Here is a 22,769-nt window from a genome sequence, read left to right as displayed (position 1 = left end):
GTCTGCACGCTTTAATAATTCGCTTGCTATTAGTTCGCAAGCTAAATAAAACGAGTCGGGACGGCGCCGAGGGCGTCAAGGAGGAACAAGGGAAGGAGAACGGTGTGAGCGAAGGTGTTCTGACCGGTAAAACAGCCATCGTAACCGGTGCGGGCCGGGGTGTCGGGCGTGAGATTGCGCTTATGATGGCCGCCGAGGGCGCAAATGTCGTGGTAAACGATCTGGGCGGCGGTCCCGAAGGCAGCGGCGCCGATGCCGGGCCCGCCGCCGAGGTCGTGGCCGAGATCGAGGCCGCAGGCGGCAAGGGGGCAGCCAACACCGACAGCGTAACCAGCTGGTCCGACGCGCAAAACATGGTGACCCAGGCCATGGACACCTTCGGCGGCATCGACATCGTCGTAAACAATGCGGGCATCCTGCGCGACGTGATCTTTCACAAGATGACCGAAGAGGATTTCGACGTCGTCGTAGATGTCCACCTCAAGGGATCGTTCAATGTGGCCCGCGCAGCGGGGGCCCAGTTCCGCAAGCAGGAATCCGGGCGCATGATCCACATGACCTCGACCTCGGGGTTGATCGGCAACTTCGGCCAGGCGAATTACGCCGCCGCCAAGCTGGGCATCGTCGGTCTGTCCCGGTCGATCGCGCTGGACATGGCCCGCTATAACGTGACGTCAAACGTCATCGGGCCTTTCGCCTGGTCGCGCCTCATCGGTACGATTCCGACACAGACCGAAGAGGAAAAGCTGCGCGTGGAGCGGATGAAGCGCATGACCCCGGCCAAGATCGCGCCGCTGGTGACTGCGCTGGCTTCGGATGCCGCGCAGGACGTGACGGGCCAGATCTTTGTTGCCCGCGCCGGTGAAGTCTTTCTCATGAGCCAGCCCCGCCCGGTGCGCGGCATGGGCCGTCCCGAAGGCTGGACGCCGCGGCAGATCCTGGACAACGCCTTGCCCGCGATGCGGCCCAGCATGACCGCGCTGGAACGGTCCTCGGACGTGTTCAGCTGGGACCCGGTCTGATGGCTGAGGTTCTGGAACGGGCAGAGTTTTCGCCCGACCGTCTATTGGCGCGCGAATTCCCGGAAGTTCGCCATGAGTATTCCGAACGCGACAGCATCATCTATGCGCTGGGCGTCGGGTTCGGCACCGATCCGCTGGACGAGGATGACCTGCCGTTTGTCTTTGAGGAACCGGCGCTGAAGGCAGCGCCGACCATGGCGGTGGTGCTGGCTGGCCCCGGATTCTGGGCGCGCGAGGCGGACACTGGCATCGTCTGGCAAAAGGTCCTGCACGCCGAGCAAGAGATCATCCTGCACCGTCCACTGCCGGCAGGGGGCGGACTGACGGCCCGCACCCGCGTGTCGCGCGTGATCGACAAGGGGGCGGCGAAAGGCGCGCTGATCTACTCGGAACGTACGATCCGCGATGCCGACAGCGGCGAGGACATCGCCACCCTGCGGTCGACCACATTTGCCCGCGGCAATGGCGGCTGTGGCGGTGACACCGGCCCGCAACCGCAGCCGCACCAGATCCCGGATCGCGCGCCTGGTCTGACATTCGACCACAAGACCGAGGACCGCGCCGCGCTGCTGTACCGGCTGGCCGGGGATCCGAACCCGCTGCACGCCGACCCCAAGGTTGCGCGGGCCTCGGGGTTCAAGGCTCCGATCCTGCACGGGCTGTGCACGCTGGGTATCGCGGGGCGTGCGATCCTGCGCTGTTGTGCCGACAGCGATCCGGCACGGTTCCGGTCGATGAAGCTGCGGTTCTCAAGCCCGGTCTACCCGGGCGAGACGATCCGCACCGAGATGTGGCGCGACGGCGATCAGGTGTCGTTCCGCGCGCGGGTTGTCGAACGCGATCTTGTCGTGCTGGACAACGGGCTTGTCACGCTGGCTGGGGCGTGACGCCATGGGACCGCTGACCGGAACGCGCGTCATCGAATTTGCTGGCATCGGCCCCACGCCCTTTGCCTGCATGATGCTGGCTGATCTTGGGGCCGAAGTGATCCGCATCGACCGCCCTGTGCCAAAGGGGCAACCGGTGCAGGACCCGTATGGCGATGTCACCGGGCGCGGCCGCGCCTCGTTGATGCTGGACCTGAAATCCGATGCGGACCGTGCCGATGCCATGGCGCTGATCGCCGAGGCCGACATTCTGGTCGAAGGCTTCCGTCCGGGCGTGATGGAGCGGCTTGGACTTGGCCCCGAAGCCTGCCATGCGCGGAACCCCGCGCTGGTCTATGGCCGGATGACGGGGTGGGGGCAGGACGGGCCGCTAAGCCACACCGCCGGGCATGACATCAACTATATCTCGTTGTCCGGGGCCTTGTGGTCATTCGGTGAAGGGGATCGGCGTCCCTTGCCGCCCTTGAACCTCTTGGGGGATTTCGGCGCGGGATCGACCTTTTTGGTGGTCGGCGTTCTGGCGGCGTTGATGCGCGCCCGTGAAACCGGGCAGGGCGACGTGGTGGACGCCGCGATCTGCGACGGCGCAAACCTATTGATGGGCTTTGTCCGGGGGCTGCATGCCCGGGGGCACTGGGGATATGAGCGGGCGTCCAACCGGCTGGATGGCGCGGCCCCGTTCTATAGCGTCTATGAATGCGCGGACGGCAAATGGTTCAGCGTTGGTGCGCTGGAACCGCAGTTCTTTGCCGAGCTTCTGCGCCTGACGGGTTTGTCGGCAGAGGATTTTACCGACCGCCATAACCCCGAGCGCTGGCCCGAACTGGCCGACAGGTTGCGCGCTGTCTTCCGGACAAGGACACGCGACGAATGGAGCGCGGTCTTTGACGGGACGGATGCCTGCTGTGCGCCGGTTCTGGACCCGGACGAGGCACTGGCCGATCCGCACAACCTCGCCCGTGGGTTGAACGACATGTCTCAGGGCTTTGCCCAGCCGATGCCCACGCCACGCTTTGCCAGGGCGCAATGCGACCTGCCCAAGCCCGCGCCGCATCTTGGCGAAGGGGGTGAGGATCGTTTCCGCCAGTGGACCGGACGCGCCCGGACCGAGGCAGAACCCGCCTCGGCCTGAGGGGCGGTAAAAACGACGTGCGTTTCCGGGGGGCCGGGGGCGCGCAACGGCCAGACCCGGGGAGGAGACCGGGGGCCGCAACGGACGTGAAACCAAGTTTCCGAACAGGGAGGAAAAAATGAACAATCTTCTGAAGACCATGTCACTGGGTCTGGCGGGGCTGATCGCCTCGACCGCCGTGGCCGACGCCCAGATCGTCTTGCGGTTCAACGAAGGCGGTCCTAACCGGGGCACCCGTGCCGAAGCGTTGCAGTATTTCGCCGACCGGGTCGAGGACCTGTCCGAAGGCGAGATGAAGATCGACATCAACTGGGGTGGCGCGCTGCTGAAACTGGGGGACACCGCCGAAGGTGTAGGCGACGGGATCGCCGACATGGGGTCGGTTATCGGGGTCTATACGCCAAACCAGATGCTGGCGCTGCTGGTGGGGGATCTGCCCTACGGCGCCTCGGCGGATGCTTGGGTTGGAATGCGGGCGATGTATGACCTGATGACCTCCAGCCCAGCGGCGCAAGATTCGTTGGCCAAACAGAACACCGTCTACATTGCCAATTACCACACCACCGGGCTTCAGATCGAATGCCGTGAGGGGATCACGCTGGAAAAGGCAGAGGATTTCGCCGGCTACCGAATGCGGGCCAGCGGTGTCTATGGTCGCGTGCTCAGCGATCTGGGGGCCAACCTTGTGAACATGACCTATGATCAGGTCTATCAGGGGTATGACACCGGTTTGCTGGATTGCGACGCAGGGTATTTCTACGCCATCAAGGCCTATAACCTGCACGAGGTGATCGATACGGTCTATCGCGCCGACTTTGGCCAGATCGGTGGCTTTGCCATCATCGCCAACCGCGACATGTACCGCAGCCTGTCGGAGGAACAGCAAGGCATCCTGATGACCGCTGGCTCAGACATGATCGATTTTTTCGCCCAGCTTCAGATCCAAAGCGTGGACGAGATGATCGAGCAGCTGGAAAGCGGTCACTATGGCAAGACGGTCAGTGTGATCGATCTGGATCCGGCGGTGCGCAATGCGCTGTTGGAGGGGACCGAACCCTATATTCAGGACTGGCGGACCAAGTTTACCGAGGCCGGTTATGATGGTGATGCGATCTGGGATCAGTACAAATCCCTGATCGACAAATACACCGAGATCCGCGACGCCGAGGGCTACCCTTGGAACCGCTGAACGAATCCGAAACGGCCGCCCATGGTGGCGGCCGTTACCGCTATGCCGGTTCTTCACCGCTGGCCAAGCTGGAGCTTTTCCTGCTGGACGTGTCTTCGCTGGCGATCCTGCTGCTGGGCATCTACATCATGTGCGCCGTGGTTTCTCGCAACCTGTTCGGCACCTCGATCCCGGACGAGACGGTCCTTGTGTCCGAAGCGATGATCGCCGCCGTGGTCCTGCCGCTGGCCTTTGTTGCGGCGGAACGGTCGTTCATCTCTGTCGACATCTTCATGACGTGGTTCGACCGCAGTCCGAAGGTAAAGGCCTTGCTCAATCTGCTGGGATCGGTCGTTGGCGTGCTGGCGGTCAGTTTCATCGTATACGCGGCCTGGAAATCCTTCTGGGGCGCGTATGAGGACGGTGATTACTATTTTGGTGTGCTGTCCGTACCCGCCTGGCCGGGAAGGCTCGTCTTTCTGATCGGCTATGCCCTCTTCATCCTGCGTTTGCTTTTGCTGTGCTGGTTCGACCTGAGGTCGGCGCTCCGGCCGCAGGGCGCGCCCCCAAACGGAGCCTAAAAGATGGATCCATCCACCATCGGCGCCATCGGGTTTTTTGCCGCGCTGGCCCTTCTGATGCTGCGCGTTCCGATCGCCTTTGCCCTTATGTCCGTGGCCTCGGTCTGTGTGTTGCTTGTCTTTTCCTGGCGTCCGGGCATGGACCCGAATTTCACCGCGGGCCTGCGTCCGGCGGTCAGCCTGATCGAGAAAAGCGTCTTTGGCTTCATTCACTCCTACAGCCTCAGCATGATCCCGCTCTTCATCGCGGCGGGCCATCTGGCCTATCACTCGCGGATCACCACGGACATCTACGACAGCGCGCGGGTCTGGATGTCGCGCTTGCCCGGCGGGCTGGCCATGGCTTCGATTGTCGGCTGTGGCGGATTTTCGGCCATAACCGGATCGTCTTTGGCCTGTGCCTCGGCCATGGGGCGGATCTGCGTGCCGGAAATGCGCCGGTTCGGCTACTCGAAGGAAATCGCGACCTCGTCGGTGGCGGTGGGCGGGACGCTCGGATCGCTGATCCCGCCAAGCGTGCTGTTCATCGTCTATGGTATCTTCACCGAAACCTCGATCAGTCGCCTGTTCCTTGCGGGGGCCCTGCCGGGCCTGCTGACCCTTGTCGGGTTCATCATCACCGTCCTGATCTGGGTCAGTCTGCGCCCCGGCGTGGCGCCAAGGGTCGAAGAGACCTACAGCCGCAGCGACCGGATCAGCGCGCTGATCAAGACCTGGCCGGCCGTGATGCTTTGCGTCATTATCATCGGCGGCATTTATGGCGGCTGGTTCACCGCAACCGAAGCCGCGGCGGTCAGCCTTGTCTTTGCCGCCGGTTTCGGCCTGCTCTCCGGTCGTCTGGGCTGGCGTCAATTGGTCGAAAGCCTGCGCGAAACGGCGCATACCACCGCTTCGCTGTTCCTGATTGCCGCGGGGGCCAAGATCTTTGTCTCCTTCGTCTCGCTTACCGGGGTGACGGGCTATGTGGTCGATGCGGTGGCGGCGGCAGAACTGTCGAACGGGATGATCCTGCTGTGTATCGTGGTGATCTACCTGATCATGGGCATGTTCCTTGATCCGCTGGGCACCATGCTGCTGACGCTGCCCTTTGTCGTGCCGCTGGTGGAAAACATGGGGTATGACCTGATCTGGTTCGGCGTGGTCGTGGTCAAACTGCTGGAGATCGGGCTGATTTCACCGCCGCTGGGGCTGAACGTCTTTGTTGTCAGTTCGGTCGTGCGCGAAGAAGTGGCCGTCCACACGATCTTTTTCGGCGTGATGAAGTTCCTTGTCATGGATCTGATCGTGCTGGCCCTGATCGTGGCCTTCCCGATCATCTCGCTTTTGTTGCCGGGGTCCATGGGATGAACTGCGCAGAGAGGGGCCCGTGCCCCTTTTGCCAATACCAAAAAAGGGCCGCCCGGAAACGGGCGGCCCTTCGGTTATCCGGCAGGGAGGTAGGAGGTCAGCGCCGGATATCTGCAAGCGCCTGCCGGTATTCACGACCGATCCGGGCCACCAGATCACCGGCGGGCAGCACGTCGCGCACCGCGCCGATGCCGTGGCCCGCGCCCCAGACTTCTTTCCAGGCCTTGGGTTTGGCGCTGCCGCCTTCGCCCCGGCCATAGTTCATTTCTGTTGGATCGGTGGGCAGGGCATCGGGATCCAGTCCGATATTGCGGATCGACGGTTTGAGATAGTTCCCCGCGATCCCGGTAAAGAGCTTTGAATTGACGATGTCGCTGGCACCGCTTTCCAGCACCATGCGCTTGTAACCTTCAACGGCGTTGGCCTCTTGGGTGGCGATGAAGGGGGAGCCGACATAGCCCAGATCCGCGCCCATCACCTGTGCCGCCAGCAGAGCGCGCCCCGTGGCGATGGACCCGGACAGCAGCAGGGGCCCGTCGAACCATTCGCGGATTTCCTGAATCAGCGCAAAAGGAGAGATTGGCCCGGCATGGCCGCCGGCACCGGCTGCGACCGCGATCAATCCGTCCGCGCCCTTGGCAATGGCTTTGCGCGCGAACATGTCGTTGATGACATCATGCAGGGCGATGCCGCCGCAGGAATGCGCGGCCTCGTTGACCTCGGGGCGGGCGCCCAGCGAGGTGATCCAGATCGGCACTTTCCAGCGGGCGCAGATTTCCATGTCGCGTTCCAGCCGGGTGTTGGATTTGTGCACGATCTGGTTGACTGCAAAGGGCGCGGCAGGCGCATCGGGATGGGCCTGATTGTAGCGGTCCAGTTCTTCTGTGATGCGCTTGAGCCATGCTTCCAGCAAGATGGGCTCGCCGTCTTCCTCACGGGCGTTCAGCGCCGGAAAGCTGCCGACGATCCCAGCCTTGCATTGGGCGATGACCAGATCCGGGTTCGAAATGATGAACAGCGGTGCCGCGACCATGGGGACGCGCAGGTTGGCCAGCGCCTTTGGCAGCTGGCGGATGGGGGCGTGTTTATTCATTGCTCGGGAACTCCGGCTTGCGTTTCTCAAGGAAGGCGGCAATGCCCTCGCGGCCTTCGGGCTGATAGCGCGCGTGGTTCAGGTTTTGCGCCTCCAGCGCCAGTTGCTCGGCTAGGCTGTTGCGGGGGGCGGCGTTCAGTTCGGACTTGATGACCGAAACCGCGGTGCGGGGGGCTTTGTCGAACCGTTTCGCCAAGTCCAGCGCGGTGTCCAGCGCGGTGCCCTTGTCGACCACGCGATTGACCAGACCCGCCGTTGCCAGCCGTTCGGCGGTGATCGGGGCGCCGGTCAGGCACAGTTCGGAAACGATCTGGCGGGGCAGGGCGGCGCTGAGGAAATGGGTGACGCCGCCATCCGGTGTCAGGCCGATCCGCACATAGGCCACGGTGAAAGACACGTCGCTTGCGGCGACGATCATGTCACAGGCCAAGGCCAGCGAGGTCGCAACGCCTACCGCGCCGCCCTCGACCGCCGCGATGACGGGCAGGGGGCAGTCGCGGATGCCAAGGATCATGGCAGACAAAAGATCGGTGTTTGACGAGGCCTCGGAATAAGGGCCCTCGGCGGTCTTTTTCAGACGGCGCAGATTGCCGCCCGAGGAAAAATAGCCGTTGTCCCCGGTGATCACCACGGCACGCAGGGCAGGGTTGCGGCTCGCATCCGCCAACAGCGCGCGCATCCGGCCAAAGTTCGGGCCGGTGATCGCGTTGCGGGTTTCCGGCCCGTCCATTCGGATCAGCAGGGTGCTGCCACGGGTTTCGGCGTGGATCGTGGTTTCGGGAATGGTCTGTGTCGAGGCGGTCATGTCAGGCTGGCCTCAAGGTCGGCAAAGGGGTTGGCCTTGGCTTCGATCTTGATCTGCTCAGCGATCCGGCGGGCGTGCCTGTCAGAGGACCCGAACAGCATGTCCGCGACAAGGATCCGTTTCATGTAATGGCCAAGCGCGTATTCGTCGGTCATGCCAATGCCGCCGTGCATCTGGATGGTCGAGGCCCCCGCCGCGCGCAGCCGTTGTCCGACCATCCGTTTCAGCGCCGAAACCGAACGCGCGCGCAGGCGGTCGTCGTCGTCGGTCGCGCAGGACTGGGTTGCCAGATGCAAAAGGGATTGGACGTGTTCGATCTCGTGGAAGGCGTCCACCAACGCATGTTGCAGCACCTGGTGGCTGGACAGCGGCTGTCCGAATTGTTCGCGCGTGTCCAGATAGTCCCGTGTCAGGTCACACATGGTCTGAAAGGCGCCAAGTGCATCGGCGCAAAGCAGGGTCGCGGCCATGTCGTGCAGGCGTGCTGCGCTGCCTTTGGCCAAAGTCACATGCGGAGCGCTGGCCATGTCCGCGCCGGTCAGGGTGACATCCGCGGCCCGGCGCCCATCAGGCAGGTGATAGGCTTTCACCCGTGCCGCGCCGGGGGCAACCAGGTACAGTTTGTCCTGGCCGTCGTCGCCTTGCGTGGCCACCAGCAGGGCGCAGTTTTCGTCGGCGTCCAGAACCATGGGCAACTGGTCTGGCTGTTCAGCGTCGGCCAGGGCCAGCGCCATCGGAACGCCTTCTGGCAGGGACAGGCTGCCGCCTTCGGACAACAGTGTCAGCGCCAGTCCTGCAAGCAGGGGGCCAGTCACCGGCTCCAGCCCGCCAAGGCGGCCGTTTTCAACCAATGCGGGCACCACGTCCGCGATCCCCAACCCAGCGCCACCAAAGCTTTCGGGCAGCGTTGCGCCGAGAAAGCCCATGTCGGTCAGGGTTGCGGTGGCATCCGCCTTGCGCCCGGACAGGATGTCATTGCGGGCCTCGGGATAGCCGGTATCCATCAACAGGCGCGCAACGCCATCCGCCAGCATCTGCTGTTCTTCGCTCTTGTCAAAGATGCTCATGCCGATGTCGCCCCCATGATCTGCTTGGCAATGATGTTCTTCATGATCTCGCTGGACCCGCCAAAGATCGTAAAGGCGCGGCTGTAGAGCCAGAGGTTCAACCCGTAGAGATCCTCGGGCGGAGCTGTATCCTGCTGCCAGCGCAGGCCGTCCGGCCCGGCGAGGTCCATCGCCAGTTCAGCGATGCGCTGCTGGATCTCTGTCCCGCGCAGTTTCAGGTAAGAGGACAGGACGCCGGGGTCGGCCCCGCCTTGCAAGGCTGTCAACATGCGCAGGTTTGTCACCTCCAGCGCAAGCAGGTCGGTGTCCAGATCGGCAAAGCGCCGGGCAAGTACCGGATCGTCTATGCGGGTCTGCCCGTCCTGGTCCGGACGCGCGGCCAGACGTTTCAACAGGGCGAACTGCGCCTTGCTGAGACCGACATTGGCAATGCTGACCCGTTCGTTCTGCAACAGGAACTTGGCGATGCTCCAGCCGGCGTTCTCTTCACCGACAAGGTTTTCCGCAGGGATCTCGACATTGTCTAAGAAAACTTCGTTTACATGGTGATCGCCGTCGATGGTGACGATGGGCCGAACCGTGACGCCGGGGGCCTTCATGTCGATGATGACCATGGAGATGCCCGCCTGACGTTTTGCAGCACCCGGATCGGTGCGCACGAGGGCAAACATGAAGTCGGCGTGATGGCCCATGGTAGTCCATGTCTTGGACCCGTTGATTTTGTACCCATGGTTGGTCCGCTCGGCGCGGGTCTTGAGGCTTGCAAGGTCTGATCCTGCGCCCGGCTCTGAAAAGCCTTGGCACCAGAACTCCTCGGCTTTCATCATCGGGTCCAGATAGCGGTCTTTCTGGGTTTCGCTGCCATAGCGGATCAGAACCGGTCCGAACATCTTGAGCGCAAAGGGGCGGACCCGGGGCGCGCCCCGCATCGCGGACTCCACCTCGAGGATATATTGCTGGATCGGGGTCCAACCGGCACCGCCATGCTCCTTGGGCCAATGCGGCGCGGCCCAACCCTGCGCGGCAAGTATGCGATGCCAGCGCATGGATTGCTCTTGCGTGTGGCGGCGCATGTCCAGAAAGCTGCGCTTGATATCTTCGGGCATGGCCCGGTCGAGAAAGGTGACGACCTCCTCCCGAAAGGCCCTGTCCTCGGTGTTCAAATATGGTTCCACGCGCTCTCCCCTTCGCTCTTGCGGTGTTGGCGGGCCCCGGTGGGTCGCCAAATAAAGATAGTGTGCGAACAATACGCTTGCGAAATAAAATGTCCATGCGTAATTTGCCGCTGGCCGGCACGGGCCCTGATGACCCGTTCAGGCCAAGGCCGACAGGAAAGGAAATAACATGACCCGCCCCGTGATCGAGCGCCTGATGGAACTGGCAAGGATGCCGGGCACTGACATGCCATCGCGCAGCCGCGAAATGGCGCGCCTGTCACTACTGGATTGGGTGGCTTGCCTGCGCGCAGGGGCAAGTGAGCCCGTTACGCTGCGGCTGGCGGCCTATCTGGACAGCGAAGGGGGCGCGGCGGCGGCGCAGGCGGTTGGCGGGCGGCGGATGCCCATGCGCGCGGCGGCCTTGCTGAACGCGACGGCCTCACATGCGCTGGACTATGACGACACGCATTTTGCCCATATCGGGCATCTGTCCGCCGGGATCTATGGCGCGGCCCTTGCCGTGGGCGAGGCGCAGGGCGCGGGGCTGGAGTCCGTGGTCGAGGCATTTCTTGCAGGGGCCGAGGGCGCGATCCTGACCGGTCTGGCACTGGGGCGCGACCACTATGACATCGGTTATCACCAGACCGCCACGGCGGGGGCTTTTGGCGCGACGCTTGCTGCGGGACGGCTGATGGGATTGGACGAACCGGGGATGCGCGCGGCGCTGGGCCTTTGTTCCACGCGCGCCTCTGGCCTGCGCAACCAGTTCGGCACCATGGGCAAACCCTTGAACGCTGGCTACGCGGCCTCGACGGGTGTGGAATGCGCCGCACTGGCCAAAGCGGGGTTGACCTCGGCGCAGGATGGGCTGGAAGGGGCGCAGGGGTTTCTTGTCACCCACCATGGGGCCGGAACGCTGCCAGAGGAGGCCACTGGGCGGTTCCTCTTTGAAGACATCCAATACAAGCTGCACGCCTGTTGTCACGGCACCCACGCGATGCTTGAGGCGCTGGCGCATCTGAAAGCGCGCGAAACATTGTCACCGGAGAGGGTGTCGCGGTTGGTTCTGCGCACCAGTCCGCGATGGCTGACAGTCTGCGATCTCAAGGCTCCGCGCACCGGCTTGGAGGTCAAGTTCAGCTATGGCTGGCTGGCGAGCATGTCGCTGTCCGGCGTTTCGACCGCCGATCCCAAGGTCTACACGGATGCGCTTGCCGCGGAGGCGGCCTTTGCCGATCTGGCAGAGCGGGTCGACGTGATCGGGGATGCCTCTGTTGGGGACATGCAGGCCGAGGTCGAACTTCATTTTGCCGACGGACGGAAAGAAACCCAGTCCCATGACCTTGCCGCCCCGGTTCCCTTGGAGGACCTGACCGCCAAGCTGCGGGAAAAAGCTCGGTTGCTGATGGGGGCAGAGGCCGAAGAGCTGGCCGCCATGATCCTGTCGCAGCCGCAGACCAAGGCACGGGAACTGGGCGCCATGGTGGCCGGCGCCGGGGCATAGACGCCTCCGGGGCCTGCTCCCCACCACATCCCGGGCAAGCGCGCGGCGGCTTTTGCCGCAGGATCACGACGGTGTCGGTGATGATCACGTCCCGCGTGTCATTGCAAAGAAATGCGCCCAAAGCCCGCACCAGGGCGACGCAAGAAAGGCCCGGTAGGTTGCCGGGCCTTTCAGAGTGGTTCAGAGGCGACCAGCGGGGGATCACCCGGGGCAGGCTGCGCCGGTTTCGATCCACGCGCTGACCAGTTCGCCAAATTCGTGCTGGCTGCCCGGGGCCGGGGTGCGGCCTTGGCCCGGATGCCATGCCCAGCCGACCAGCCCGTCTTCGGCCATGTGTTCACGGATTTCGTCCAGCGACCGTCCGCCGTTGCGTTCGGGATCCTTCAACTGTTCGCAGATCTGGTTGTCTGTCAGGCCAACCCATCCCATGGACGCTGGCGCAAGCACCCATGGTTCATGCCCGGGGATCGACCCCTTGCCGGTGATGAACGCAACATTGTCGCCTGTGTGGCAGGTTGTGCAATACATGCCGGGCGCACCGAAATCGCCGTCTCCGCGCACCATTGGCGGTTCGTGAGGGCGCATGTCGTCGCCCTGTGTCGGGCCGCCCGTGACCGGGTGGCAATTCAGACAGCGTGGGCTTTCGATCACTTTCAGCATCTCGCCAAAAAGGGCGACCGAGCGTTCGCCCTTGTCGGCGATTTCGTCAAAGGCGCTGACTGGGGTCAGGTCGCCGCCGTTCCCGTCACCGGCCACGGCCGCAAAGGGCAAAAGGGCGACAAAAACGGCACGTGTCAGATGTGTGGAAATGGTCATCTTCGGACTCCTTCAGGCGCGTTCGAAGGGCAGTTGACGCACGGCGGTGCCGGTCAACACGCGCCATGCATTGGCGACGGCGGGGGCGATGGGGGGCGTGCCCGCTTCACCGATCCCGCCGGGAGGGTTGTCGGTCACGATCAGGTTGATTTCGACCTCGGGCATTTCGCCCATTCGCAACAGGCGGTAGCTGTCAAAGTTCGATTGGGCGATGCGACCGTCCTCTTGGAAGGTGATTTCGTTATAGAGGGCGGCGGAGAGGCCATAGCCCAACCCGCTTTCGATCTGCGCCTTCACCACGTCGGGATTGACCGCGATGCCCACATCGGCGGCCACCCAGACCTTGTGCACCTTGGGCATGCCATGTTCGTCTGAAACCTCGGCGATATAAGCTAAATGGCTGTCATAGCTGGGGTGAAGCGCAACCCCGTATGCGCGACCGTCTGTGCCCTGAGCGCCCTGCCAGTTAGCCATTTCGGCCACCTTCGTCAGCACGGCGGCGTCACGGGGCGATTTGCTGCCCAACAGCTCCAGCCGGCCGTTGACCGGATCCTTGCCCTTGGCCTGAAGCACCTCGTCAAGGAAGCATTCGTTTGCAAAGGCGGTGTGCGAATGGCCCACTGACCGCCACCAAAGATGGGGCACCTTGCTGGTGACCGGCACCCAACGCGCTTCGAATGCTCCGAAATCATAGGGCTTGTGAACCGCACCTTCGACCGAAAAAGGATCGACGCCGTTCTGTATCACCACTTCGAAAGCCGAACCGGCCATGATGCTCACCGTGGCAAAACGGTTTTCCCACCCGATGATGCGACCTTGGGCATCCAGAGCGGCGCGTTGGCGGTGTACCACTTGCGGGCGATAATAGGCACCGTGCAAGTCATCCTCGCGCGTCCAGATCAGTTTATAGGTGCCCGGGCCTCCGGCCTTGGCAACCTGTGCCAGTTCCTGTGCGAATTGCCCGTCGTACTGGGCCCGGCGACCAAAGCTGCCACCGCCCAGAAGGGTGTTGATCTTGACCGCCTCAACCGGCTGTCCAAGGATCATGGCGGTGACTTGCTGATCGACGGTCTGCATCTGGCTGCCCATCCAGATTTCGACACCATCGGCGCGGCTTTCGATCACGCCATCCAGCGCTTCCAGCGGTGTGTGGGCAAGGAAAGGTAGCCGGTATTCGGCCTCGATCACCTCGGCGGCATCTGCGAAGGCGGTGGTCAGGTCGCCATAGCTGTCAGCAACCACGCCGTCGCCATCACGCGCGGCATTGGCCACGTCTTCCATCTGGGCGTCGGCGCTGCGTCGTTCGGCCTCGGCAAGGTCCCAATCGATGGTCAGCGCCTCGCGGCCCTTGAGGGCGGCAAAGGTATTGATGGCGTAGACGGCGACACCGGTTGGGATGGTTTCGACCTTCTCGACACCGGGCACGGCCAGCGCGGCACTGGCATCGACCGCGCCAACCTTGCCACCGATCCATGGCGAATGGGCAACCACCACGGTCAGCATATTGTCGCGATAGACGTCGATGGTGAACTGCGCCGCTCCCGTAGTTTTTGCCGGCGTGTCAAGGCGCGGGGCCGCTTTGCCAATCAGGGTGAACCGGTCCGGGGTCTTGAGCGGCGGATCTTGTGGCGGCGTGATGCTGCGCGCAGTCTCGACCAGTTCGCCAAAGCGGGCGGATTTTCCTGACGGGTGCGAGAGGACGCCCTTGGACACCGTGATCTCGGAGGCAGGCACATCCCATGTCTTGGCGGCGGCGCCCACCAGCATCGCGCGGGCGGTGGCCCCGGCCTTGCGCATCTGGTCGTATGAATTGCGCATCGAGGTCGACGCGCCGGTGCCCTGAATGCCAAAAACAAAGTTCTGGTAGGTCGCGGTATCGGCGGGTGCGTGTTCAGCCCGGATCTGTGCCCAGTCAGCATCCAGTTCGTCGGCGACCAGTGTCGACAACCCGGTCCAGGTGCCTTGGCCGAATTCGATGTGTTTGATCAGGACGGTGACAGTGTCATCGGTGCCAATGCGGACAAAGGCATTGGCTTCCAGCGGGCCGGTCATCGGCTGCGCGGCGGCGCGGGTGCCCATGGCGATGCGGGTGCCGATGATCAGTGCGGCACCACCGGCAAGGACCGAACGGCGGGTGAGGGTCGCAGTCATCGTTCAGCCCTCCAGCAGCGCGGCGGCATCATGGATCGCCTTGCGGATGCGCGGGTAGGTAGCGCAGCGGCAGGCGTTTCCGGCCATGGCATTGTCGATGTCTTCGTCCGTCGGGTTCGGCACCTCCAGCAATAGCTGTGCGGCGGTGACGATCTGCCCGGATTGGCAATAGCCGCACTGCGGCACGTCGATCTGTTCCCATGCCTTGCGGACGGCCTGCGCCTCGGGGGTGTCCAGCGCCTCGATCGTCGTCACGTCGGCGCCTTCGAGCGTATCAAGCGGCGTCACGCAGGACCGGCGCGGCATGCCATCGACCATGACGGTGCAGGCACCGCATTGCGCGATGCCGCAACCGAACTTGGTGCCGGTCAGGCGCAGTTCGTCGCGCAGGGCCCACAACAGGGGCGTGTCGCCGGGAAGGTCGAGCCTGTGCTCTTTCCCGTTCACTGTCAGAGTTGTCATTGTTTTTCCTCGCTGGCGTCGGTTGCTGCTTGCGGTGCCGGGGGGTGAACCCGTCACGAGGAAAAAGGCCTTTGTAGAAACCTAAATCAACCAGTTTACTTTTTGTAACCTGAGTCCATCTAAGGCAGTTAGCGTTTATAGTGTTGATTTTTATATGTTAATTTGAATGCGACAGTTTTCTGACGGTTCGCAATATAACCCGAAACGACCCTTATGTTGTGGTCAGTCTTTCAACTGGTGCCGTAGAAAACCGACGTTGACCGCAAGGCCGGGCAAAAGCCATTGGAACAGGCGCACGACGGCCAATACCTCTGCGACAGAGCTATCGTTGGCCGCGGCCTCTTGAAGATCGCGTGCCGTCAGACCGGTTACATTGGGCAGGGACAGGGCAATGGAAACGCTTGCCTCATGGACCCGGGTCACACGGGCCTCATAGTCTGGCCGCTGGATGGCGGTCTTCAGGTCCGGCCAGGCCAGTGCAAAATAACTGGGCCATCGGGCAAAGGCCCGGTAATCGGTGTTGACGAAGGGCAGCCCCAGCACCTGCCGCAGGTCGGCATAGATCGCCGAAAGGGCAGGGTCCGCGTGGTGTGGCTCCATCAGGGCGGGACGCGGTGGTTGTGCCGCGCCCATCGGCCCCTTGGGCGGCAGCGGGCCTTGGCCCGTCCAATCCTGCCCTTCCAATAGCAGCCGCGCCAAGGCGGCCATCAGCAGATAAGGCATGTTGCCGGGCGAAAAGACCGCGTTGCAGGCGCGGATCTCGTCCAGTTCCGCTGGCGCATAGCCAATATCCAACAGGCGGGCGGTGATGCCGGACGGCTCCAGCGCCCATGCCTCTGCTTCGGCCTGTGTCAGCAGGCTGGCGCAGGCCTCGTCAAAGACCGAAGAGGCGGCGACCGGCTCCAAGGCTGTCCAGAGCCGGTCGAAAAAGGCCGGATACCGGGCAAAGGCCATGGCCACCACCCCCATCCACGGTACCGACAGGCCGCGCTTGGTGCGGTCATAGACTTCGGCCAGACGGCCCTCGGCGCTGTGTTCCGGCACCGGGGCGATCTGCGGGATCGGGTCCGGTTTCAGCCGCGGAAGAGAGTGGGGCATGCGGACCTCCGGCCTGTCGGCCTAATCGGTTTCCTGACTTTTCTCGGCGGCTTTGACATCCTCGACCGTGGGCGGCGACCAACCGCGATCTGACCGTTCGTGGAACGCGCCGAACCCGCGCGCCCGCATCTGCGCAGCCTGTTCGTCCAACAGCTCTTTTGCGCGCTCACGGTAGGGGGCGTTTTCGTGGTTCGGAATGTCTGGATCGTACAGGCCGGCCAGTTCCCGCATGGTGCGCTGGTTCTCGGCCACAAAGGCGCGCGAGGTACGTTCTGCTTCGAACGGGTGGACGCCAAGCGCCTCATAGACCGACCGCCCGGTGCGCACTGCGCTGTCAAAGGTGTCGCGGATGATATCGCGGCACCCCGCGCCCCAGAGTTCGTAGACATGGTTGCGGTCCATGGCGCGGGCCGTGATGTGTACGTGCGGATAATGCTCTGTCACATAGCGGGCCAGTTCGGTCGCGCGATGTTTGTCGTCGATGGCGATGACCAGAACCTTGGCGTCTTCGATCCCGGCGGCATGCAGCAGATCGGGGCGGGTGGCATCGCCGTAGAACGCACGCACGCCGAAGGCCCGCAACCGTTCCAGCATGTCGGCATTGTGGTCCAGCACGGTTGTTTCGTGCCCCGCGCTCAGCAGCATCCGGTTGACGATCCCGCCAAAGCGACCGTGACCGGCGATGATAATATGGCTGGGGGCGGTGATTTCATCCGCGTCGCGCTGTTCCGAGGCTTCGAACCTTGGCAGGATCAGTTTTTCATAGGCAATAAACAGCAGCGGCGTCAGCATCATCGACAGGGTGACAATCAGCGTCAAACGCGGAGAGATGTCAGGTGGCAGCACCGAACTGGCGGCAGCGAAGGAAATCAGGACAAACCCGAACTCGCCCGCCTGTGCAAGACCCAGCCCGAACAGCCATCCCTGTTCGTCGCGCACCCGGAAGATCCGCGCGAGGGTCATCAGAACAGCGGCCTTGACCGCCATCACGCCCAGCGTCAGCCCGATGATCGTGACCGTTTCCGAAGCCAGCAGGCCAAAGTCGATCCCGGCCCCGACGGTCATGAAAAACAGCCCCAGGAGCAGCCCGCGGAACGGGTCGATATCGCTTTCCAGTTCGTGGCGGTATTCGCTGTTGGCCAGCACCACCCCCGCAAGGAAGGTGCCAAGCGCAGGCGACAGGCCGACCAGCGTCATCAACAGCGCGATCCCGATGACAAAGGTCAAGGCGGCGGCGATAAAGATCTCGCGCAGGTTGGCCTGTGCGATAAAGCGGAAGGCAGGCCGAGTCAGGTACATGCCGGCCACGATGACCAGCGCGATGGCGGCCAAGGTGACCAGTGCGGTTTGCCACCCCGCCAGCCCGTCGACCAGCGAGAAACTGGCGCCGTGATCGCCGCCGCCGCCATGTCCATCGCCGTGGTCCGCCCCGTGGCCTGCGCCATGATCGGCAAGACCGGGCAGCGCCAGCAAGGGCAGGAAGGCCAGCATGGGGATCACCGCGATGTCCTGAAACAGCAGGACGGAAAAGGACGCCTGTCCGCCGTCGCTTTTCATCAGGCCCTTCTCATTCAGGGTTTGCAGCACGATTGCCGTCGAGGACAACGCAAAAATCAGGCCGATGGCGATCGATACCTGCCAGACCATGCCAAAGGCAAAAGCCACGCCAGCGATCAGCGCCGCGGTCAGACCCACCTGCAACCCGCCCAGACCCAGCAGACGGGCGCGCATGGCCCAGAGCAGGCGCGGTTCCAGTTCCAGCCCGACGAGGAACAGCATCATGACCACGCCAAATTCGGCGAAATGCTGGATCGAGATCACGTCCACATGCAGCAGGCCAAGGATCGGGCTGAGAACGATGCCCGCGATCAGGTAGCCCAGAACGGAGCCCAGCCCCAACCGCGACGCGATGGGAACAGAGATCACCCCGGCGATGAGAAAGAGAAAGGCGAGGATCAGGAAATCGGTCATGTCGGGTCGCCTTCGATCAGCGGGAGAGTGTCATGCGTCAGCACCTCGGGCGCGCGCGGCAGGTCCAGTCGGTCGTCGCGCAGTGCCTTCAGCAATGTGGCAAATCCTTTGGCATGGGGCGCGGGATCGGCACGCAGGGCACCGTACTGGACATAGGGGGGCAGGAAATGCATCTGGCACAGACGGGCGGTCTGTTCAAAAGGCGTCAGGAAGGTGCGCAGCGGAAAATGCTGATAGCCTTCGGGGTTATAGGCATCCTGCGGGCCGCCGGCCGACAGCGCCAGCATCAGCGATTTGCCTTTGAGCCGGTCGCCGTCGTGCCCATAGGCAAAGCCGTGCTCGAAGGTCAGGTCGATCCATTCCTTGACCAGAGCGGGCGCGGAATACCAGAACAGCGGGAATTGCAGCAGGACCAGGTCGTGATCCAGCAGGCGCTGCTGTTCGACTTCGATGTCGATGTCGTAGCGCGGGTAGATGGCGTAAAGGTCGAGGCTGGTGATCCCGTCAACGGCTTGCGCGGCGCTCCATTGCGCCATGTTGATGCGGGATGAACCGCGCCCGGGGTGGGCGAAGATGTGAAGGACTTTGGCCATCTAGCTGTGGGTTCCTTGTTCGAGAGGCGTCTTGTCGTGGTGTAGGCGGACAACGTCGGTCCGCGGGCCGGACCCCCGCATAGCCAGCAGGTGTGCAAGTTCCGTGACACTGTCGACGTCGAAGTCATAGGTGCCGCGCGGGGGCAGACTGGGGGCCGCATCGGCGAGGTTTCCCCATTCGGTCGGCCGCCGTATCAGCGCCGTCTGAAAGCCGACCGCGCGCGCGGCGTCGAGATCATAGGGGTGGCAGGCGACCATGAGACAGCATTCAGGGGGCAATTGCAGCCGCTTTGCGGCGCGCCGGTATGCGTCGGGCAGCAGTTTGTACAGGCCCAGCCCTTCACATGACAGCACCGCGTCCCATGTCAGGGCATTTCGGCGCGCCGTGTCGATCACCAGACGGTAGGACAGCAGGCTGAATGAAACCGTGATGTATTCTTGGCGCAGCGCGGCCAGTCCCTCGGCCACGTCGGGCCATGCCATCAAGCCATGCGGTGCGTCCCATGCGATGGCCTTGCGGTCGGAGTCATCAAAGACCGATAGCCCGTGGTCCGCCAGCAGGGCATCAAGGCAAAGCCTGTGGGCATCGTCGAAATTACGGTCTGGCGGGCCTTCGGCGCCAAGGTTCAGCATCATGGCCATGCTGCGGCGACGCAGGTCATTGGCCAGCGCCGCCCCGTCCACCGTCAGCCCATGACGCGCCCCGGCGGTCTCGAAGGCGGCGCGAAAGCCTGAATGCCAGTCAAGGACCGTGCCGCCGGTGTCGAACGTGAGCGCCTTGATCGGGGCGGTTGTCATGCTCCGGTCCTTTCGGGAACAGGCGCTCAGAGAACGTCCTGCCATTCGGGGTGGCGCGCGATCTGCGCCTTGGCAAAAGGACAAAGCGGGACAATCTTACGGCCTTCGGAGCGGGCATCCAGCACGGCGCGTTCCACCAGCTTTACACCGACACCCTTGCCGCGCAGGGCATCGGGCACGCCGGTGTGGTCGATGATGATCTGCGTGCTGCCTAGGCGGGAAAAGGTCATTTCGGCCTCGTGGCCATCGACGACGGTCCAGTAGCGGCCTTTGCTGTCGTTTTCTTCGCGGTGGATCTCGGTCATGCGGCTTCCTTCGAGAGCTGGTCAAGGATACGGGCGTAATTGTCTTCGCCCTGTGCGCCTGTCACAAGGTGCTGACGGTCAAAGATCATTGCGGGCACGCCGCTGATCCCGCGCGAGGTCCAGAACTGTTCCTTTTGCCGGACCAGATCGGCCTTTTCGCCGCTGTCCAGCATGGCCAGAGCGGCATCGCGGTCCAGCCCGACACTGGCTGCCACGTTGCCAAGGATCTGCGGGTCGTTCAGATCCTCGCGGCGCGTGAAAAATGCGCCCATGAGCGCGATATTGGTCTCGTGGCCCTTGCCCTGATCCTCGGCCCAGTCGATCAACTGGTGCGCCTTGAAGGTGTTCACCATGCGCATGTCGTCGGTATAGTCGAAGGTGAATCCCAACGCGGCGCCCATTTCGGTCAACCGGTTGCGCGCCTCGCGCGAGGCTTTGGGCGTGGTGCCGTATTTCGCCGCAAGGTGTTCACGCAGGTTTTCGCCTTCGGGTGCCATTCCAGGGTTCAGCTCGAACGGGTGCCAGTGCACTTCGATGGCGATACCGGTTTCCTCGGATGCTTTTTTCAGCTGGTGATAGCCGATTGTGCACCATGGGCAGACCACGTCTGAAACGATGTCCACGCGCAGGGGGGCCTTGTCAGTCATGCTCTCAATCCTTGTAGTTGGCCGCGTTTTTCGCGGCGGCGGCTTCGGTGTCGCCATGGCCAAAGACAGCCGGTCGCGGTTGCGGCAGTTGCAGCGCCGCCTGCGTGGCGGGCCGGGCGTCGATCCGGTCGAACCAGGCGTTCAGATGGTCCAGCCCGTCGACAGGAACATTGGCCCAATAAAACGACCGCGCCCAAGGGTAGGTCGCCATATCTGCGATGGAATAGTCGGAACCGGCCAGCCAGTCGCGTCCCGCAAGCCGGGTGTTCAGCACTTCCAGCAAGCGGCGGCTTTCGTCGATGTAGCGTTTGATGGCAAAAGGATCGTCATGGCCGTTGGGCCGGGCGATACGCTGAAAATACATCGCCTGTCCCATCATCGGGCCGATGCCCCCCATCTGGAACATCAGCCATTGCACCGTTTCCGACCGTTCCTTGGGGTCCGCACTGAGGAACTTGCCGTATTTCTCGGCGAGGTACAGCAGGATCGCACCGGATTCAAAAACCGCAAAATCGCCGTTGGACCGGTCCACGATGGTTGGGATGCGGCCATTCGGGTTGATCCGCAGATAGTCCGCGGCCTTCTGTTCCTTTTTCGAGAAATCTACCGCCACCAGCTCATAGGGCACATCGGCCTCATGCAGAAAGATCAGCGGTTTCCAGCCGTTCATGGTGGGCGCGGTATACAGGGTGATTTCGGGCCGGGTCATGTCAGGTCCTTGCGGTAACGGGCGCGGGCCCATTTCACCGGGGCCAGTGTCTCTTCTTCGGCGATGACCTTGGCATAACCCGGCTGCGCATGACAGCGTTCCAGCCAGGACGCGATTTCCGGCCAACGCGCCGCATCAAGGCCAAAACCCACGATTTCGGCGGCACGCAGCCAACTGGACAGGGCGATGTCGCCGATGCCAAAGCCACCAGCGACATAATCCTGACCCTCAAGCAAGCCGGCGATCTGGTCCAGAAGCGGCGGTGCCATTTGCGTCATGGCCCGGGTCACCAGATCCTCTTTCCCCTGCGGCTTGCCAAAGTAATAGGGCACGATCACCCGCTGCCCGAACATCATGCCGCCAAAAACGCCGGCCAACTGCGTGTCTGCATAGTTTTGCACCGCAAGAGCCCGTTCCCGCAGCTTTGGGTCTGCGGGAATGACGGCGGGCAGGGGCACCCGTGCCTCTGCCCAGGTCACGATGTCGGCGCTTTCGGGGATCGGCGTGCCGCCCTCGGGGACCAGAACAGGCACGGTTCCCGCGGGGTTCAAGGGCAGTACCTTTTCCCGTTCAGTGTAAGGCACAACGGGGTCGAGGTCATAGGCGATGCCCTTGATTTCCAGCACCACGCGGACCTTCCGCACGAAGGGAGAGACGGGGTATCCGACCAGCGTCAGCGCCACGGGTTCAGCCTTTCGCGTCGCTGGCAAAGCGCGCGGCGTTTTCAGCGGCAAAAGCGCCGTCATCGGCCTGCGCATCCCAGAATTGCGGTTGCGCCTTGGGGATGGTCAGCGCCTTCTGCACGGCGGGGCGGGCGTCGATCCGGTCGAACCAGGCCTTGAGATTGGGCAACCCGTCGATGTCGACCCGTGCCCAGGGAAAGGCCCGCGCCCAGGGATAAACGGCCATGTCGGCGATGGTGTATTGATCGGCGGCCAGCCAGTCCCGCCCCTCAAGCCGGGTGTCCAGAACCTCTAGCAGGCGGCGGGTTTCGTCGCGGTAGCGCTTGATCGAGAAAGGCTCTTCGTGCCCGTTTGGCGCGGCGATGCGCTGGAAGTACATGGCCTGACCCATCATCGGGCCAACGTGCCCGACCTGAAAGAACAGCCATTGCATGACCTCGGACCGTTCGGCCGCGCCTTCGGGCAGGAATTGCCCGTATTTCTCGGCCAGATGCCAAAGGATGGCGCCGGATTCAAAGATCGCACGGCCCTCGGCGCGGTCCTCGATGGTGGGGATCTTGCCGTTCGGGTTCAGCTTCAGGTAGTCGGGGGCCTTCTGCTCGGATTTGGAAAAGTCGATGAAGGTCAGGTCATAGGGCACGCCTGCCTCTTCGAGGAAGATCACCGGCTTGTAGCCGTTCATCGTGGCGGCGGTATAAAGATGGATGTCGGGCTGGGACATGGCGCAAATTCCTTGATCAAAGCGGTTTGCCCCGGAGGCCAGCGGCGCACCG

Annotated in this window: 23 protein-coding genes; 7 read left to right on the top strand and 16 right to left on the bottom strand. The window is 63.2% G+C overall.

Features of this window, described 5'->3' with window-relative positions:
• The first annotated feature begins 104 nt into the window (after nucleotides 1-104).
• The 6 genes from KJP30_RS07625 to KJP30_RS07600 all read left to right on the top strand — a co-directional run bounded on the left by KJP30_RS07625 (nucleotide 105) and on the right by KJP30_RS07600 (nucleotide 6,137).
• Entirely contained in the window at nucleotides 105-1,022 is a 918-nt protein-coding gene (locus tag KJP30_RS07625) for an SDR family NAD(P)-dependent oxidoreductase (RefSeq protein WP_218448367.1), read from the top strand.
• Nucleotides 1,022-1,909 (top strand): MaoC/PaaZ C-terminal domain-containing protein, encoded by an 888-nt coding sequence (locus KJP30_RS07620; protein WP_218448366.1) that lies wholly within the window; start codon nucleotides 1,022-1,024, stop codon nucleotides 1,907-1,909. Before KJP30_RS07625 ends, KJP30_RS07620 begins: the two co-directional genes overlap by 1 nt.
• The gene (locus KJP30_RS07615) at nucleotides 1,887-3,041 is read left to right on the top strand and encodes a CaiB/BaiF CoA transferase family protein (RefSeq protein WP_246594372.1); all 1,155 of its coding nucleotides are present in this window, start codon (nucleotides 1,887-1,889) and stop codon (nucleotides 3,039-3,041) included. The genes KJP30_RS07620 and KJP30_RS07615 overlap by 23 nt, the downstream gene beginning before the upstream one ends.
• Before the next feature lie 118 nt (nucleotides 3,042-3,159).
• Complete coding sequence (locus KJP30_RS07610; RefSeq protein ID WP_218448365.1) at nucleotides 3,160-4,230, top strand: C4-dicarboxylate TRAP transporter substrate-binding protein; 1,071 nt, start codon at nucleotides 3,160-3,162, stop codon at nucleotides 4,228-4,230.
• Nucleotides 4,218-4,790: a TRAP transporter small permease subunit gene (locus tag KJP30_RS07605; RefSeq protein ID WP_218448364.1), complete on the top strand. Its 573-nt coding sequence runs from the start codon at nucleotides 4,218-4,220 to the stop codon at nucleotides 4,788-4,790. Before KJP30_RS07610 ends, KJP30_RS07605 begins: the two co-directional genes overlap by 13 nt.
• Before the next feature lie 3 nt (nucleotides 4,791-4,793).
• The gene (locus tag KJP30_RS07600) at nucleotides 4,794-6,137 is read left to right on the top strand and encodes a TRAP transporter large permease (protein WP_218448363.1); all 1,344 of its coding nucleotides are present in this window, start codon (nucleotides 4,794-4,796) and stop codon (nucleotides 6,135-6,137) included.
• A gap of 97 nt (nucleotides 6,138-6,234) precedes the next feature.
• Here the strand turns inward: KJP30_RS07600 and KJP30_RS07595 are convergent, their stop codons facing one another.
• Genes KJP30_RS07595 through KJP30_RS07580 form a run of 4 tightly spaced genes read right to left on the bottom strand, consistent with a single transcriptional unit; the run spans nucleotide 6,235 to nucleotide 10,277 of the window.
• Complete coding sequence (locus KJP30_RS07595; protein ID WP_218448362.1) at nucleotides 6,235-7,230, bottom strand: NAD(P)H-dependent flavin oxidoreductase; 996 nt, start codon at nucleotides 7,228-7,230, stop codon at nucleotides 6,235-6,237.
• Nucleotides 7,223-8,035 carry an oxepin-CoA hydrolase, alternative type gene (locus KJP30_RS07590; RefSeq protein WP_218448361.1) on the bottom strand — a complete coding sequence of 271 codons (813 nt, stop codon included), beginning with the start codon at nucleotides 8,033-8,035 and terminating at the stop codon, nucleotides 7,223-7,225. The genes KJP30_RS07595 and KJP30_RS07590 overlap by 8 nt, the downstream gene beginning before the upstream one ends.
• A complete protein-coding gene (locus KJP30_RS07585) occupies nucleotides 8,032-9,102 on the bottom strand; it encodes an acyl-CoA dehydrogenase family protein (RefSeq protein WP_218448360.1) in 1,071 nt (356 codons plus the stop codon). The genes KJP30_RS07590 and KJP30_RS07585 overlap by 4 nt, the downstream gene beginning before the upstream one ends.
• Nucleotides 9,099-10,277 carry an acyl-CoA dehydrogenase family protein gene (locus KJP30_RS07580; protein ID WP_218448359.1) on the bottom strand — a complete coding sequence of 393 codons (1,179 nt, stop codon included), beginning with the start codon at nucleotides 10,275-10,277 and terminating at the stop codon, nucleotides 9,099-9,101. The genes KJP30_RS07585 and KJP30_RS07580 overlap by 4 nt, the downstream gene beginning before the upstream one ends.
• 169 nt (nucleotides 10,278-10,446) lie before the next feature.
• On the opposite strand from KJP30_RS07580, the gene KJP30_RS07575 reads away from it, so the two are divergent.
• A complete protein-coding gene (locus KJP30_RS07575) occupies nucleotides 10,447-11,763 on the top strand; it encodes an MmgE/PrpD family protein (RefSeq protein WP_218448358.1) in 1,317 nt (438 codons plus the stop codon).
• Between the two features lie 201 nt (nucleotides 11,764-11,964).
• Here KJP30_RS07575 and KJP30_RS07570 read toward each other — a convergent pair whose 3' ends face one another.
• The 12 genes from KJP30_RS07570 to KJP30_RS07515 all read right to left on the bottom strand — a co-directional run bounded on the left by KJP30_RS07570 (nucleotide 11,965) and on the right by KJP30_RS07515 (nucleotide 22,717).
• The gene (locus tag KJP30_RS07570) at nucleotides 11,965-12,573 is read right to left on the bottom strand and encodes an Isoquinoline 1-oxidoreductase subunit (RefSeq protein ID WP_425515701.1); all 609 of its coding nucleotides are present in this window, start codon (nucleotides 12,571-12,573) and stop codon (nucleotides 11,965-11,967) included.
• Between the two features lie 18 nt (nucleotides 12,574-12,591).
• The gene (locus tag KJP30_RS07565) at nucleotides 12,592-14,730 is read right to left on the bottom strand and encodes a xanthine dehydrogenase family protein molybdopterin-binding subunit (RefSeq protein WP_218448356.1); all 2,139 of its coding nucleotides are present in this window, start codon (nucleotides 14,728-14,730) and stop codon (nucleotides 12,592-12,594) included.
• 3 nt (nucleotides 14,731-14,733) lie between these two features.
• Nucleotides 14,734-15,192, bottom strand: coding sequence for a (2Fe-2S)-binding protein (locus KJP30_RS07560; protein WP_218448355.1), 459 nt, complete (start codon nucleotides 15,190-15,192; stop codon nucleotides 14,734-14,736).
• Between the two features lie 222 nt (nucleotides 15,193-15,414).
• Nucleotides 15,415-16,290: a halocarboxylic acid dehydrogenase DehI family protein gene (locus KJP30_RS07555; protein ID WP_218448354.1), complete on the bottom strand. Its 876-nt coding sequence runs from the start codon at nucleotides 16,288-16,290 to the stop codon at nucleotides 15,415-15,417.
• Between the two features lie 21 nt (nucleotides 16,291-16,311).
• A complete protein-coding gene (locus tag KJP30_RS07550) occupies nucleotides 16,312-18,261 on the bottom strand; it encodes a cation:proton antiporter domain-containing protein (protein WP_218448353.1) in 1,950 nt (649 codons plus the stop codon).
• Nucleotides 18,258-18,854 (bottom strand): NAD(P)H-dependent oxidoreductase, encoded by a 597-nt coding sequence (locus KJP30_RS07545; protein ID WP_218448352.1) that lies wholly within the window; start codon nucleotides 18,852-18,854, stop codon nucleotides 18,258-18,260. The genes KJP30_RS07550 and KJP30_RS07545 overlap by 4 nt, the downstream gene beginning before the upstream one ends.
• Entirely contained in the window at nucleotides 18,855-19,652 is a 798-nt protein-coding gene (locus KJP30_RS07540) for an HAD family hydrolase (RefSeq protein WP_218448351.1), read from the bottom strand. It lies immediately after the preceding gene.
• 26 nt (nucleotides 19,653-19,678) lie between these two features.
• Nucleotides 19,679-19,957 carry a GNAT family N-acetyltransferase gene (locus KJP30_RS07535; RefSeq protein WP_218448350.1) on the bottom strand — a complete coding sequence of 93 codons (279 nt, stop codon included), beginning with the start codon at nucleotides 19,955-19,957 and terminating at the stop codon, nucleotides 19,679-19,681.
• Nucleotides 19,954-20,604: a DsbA family oxidoreductase gene (locus KJP30_RS07530; protein WP_218448349.1), complete on the bottom strand. Its 651-nt coding sequence runs from the start codon at nucleotides 20,602-20,604 to the stop codon at nucleotides 19,954-19,956. Before KJP30_RS07530 ends, KJP30_RS07535 begins: the two co-directional genes overlap by 4 nt.
• A gap of 4 nt (nucleotides 20,605-20,608) precedes the next feature.
• Nucleotides 20,609-21,313 carry a glutathione S-transferase family protein gene (locus tag KJP30_RS07525; RefSeq protein WP_218448348.1) on the bottom strand — a complete coding sequence of 235 codons (705 nt, stop codon included), beginning with the start codon at nucleotides 21,311-21,313 and terminating at the stop codon, nucleotides 20,609-20,611.
• Entirely contained in the window at nucleotides 21,310-22,059 is a 750-nt protein-coding gene (locus tag KJP30_RS07520; RefSeq protein WP_218448347.1) for a glutathione S-transferase family protein, read from the bottom strand. Before KJP30_RS07520 ends, KJP30_RS07525 begins: the two co-directional genes overlap by 4 nt.
• Nucleotides 22,001-22,717 (bottom strand): glutathione S-transferase family protein, encoded by a 717-nt coding sequence (locus KJP30_RS07515; protein ID WP_218448346.1) that lies wholly within the window; start codon nucleotides 22,715-22,717, stop codon nucleotides 22,001-22,003. The genes KJP30_RS07520 and KJP30_RS07515 overlap by 59 nt, the downstream gene beginning before the upstream one ends.
• Between the last annotated feature and the right edge of the window lie 52 nt (nucleotides 22,718-22,769).

Source organism: Antarctobacter sediminis, from assembly GCF_019218285.1.
GTDB classification, from domain to species: Bacteria; Pseudomonadota; Alphaproteobacteria; order Rhodobacterales; family Rhodobacteraceae; genus Antarctobacter; species Antarctobacter sediminis.
The sequence above is the reverse complement of the archived record's forward strand: the minus strand, read 5'-3'. Positions and strand labels throughout refer to the sequence as shown.